Annotated in this window: 1 pseudogene; it reads left to right on the forward strand. The window is 64.8% G+C overall.

Annotation, left to right across the window (positions count from 1 at the left end):
- Window positions 1-315 (forward strand): annotated as a pseudogene (locus ACAG25_RS24810) (hypothetical protein); the annotation flags it as partial.

Below are 315 nucleotides of genomic sequence, written 5' to 3' on the forward strand. Positions count from 1 at the left end.
ACCTCACCCCCACCCCCACCAACGACAGCGCCCTCTACAGCGCCACCATCAAAAAAACCACCACCACCAAAATCATCGACCTGCCCGACTATCTCACCGCGGTGGCGTTCCGCCCGGACCGACAGGTCGTCGCCGCTGCAACGGTCAATGACGTTGTCCAGTTGTGGGATGTCGCGACAGGTCGGTCCATCGGAGAACCGCTGACCGGGCACACCGACAAGGTCGCCGGCATCGCCTTCAGTCCCGACGGCACCCGGCTGGCCACCGCCAGTGCCGACACCACCATCCGACTCTGGGACACCACCACCGGACAAC

Source organism: Mycobacterium sp. pV006, assembly GCF_041287115.1.
In the GTDB taxonomy this organism is placed as follows: Bacteria; Actinomycetota; Actinomycetes; order Mycobacteriales; family Mycobacteriaceae; genus Mycobacterium.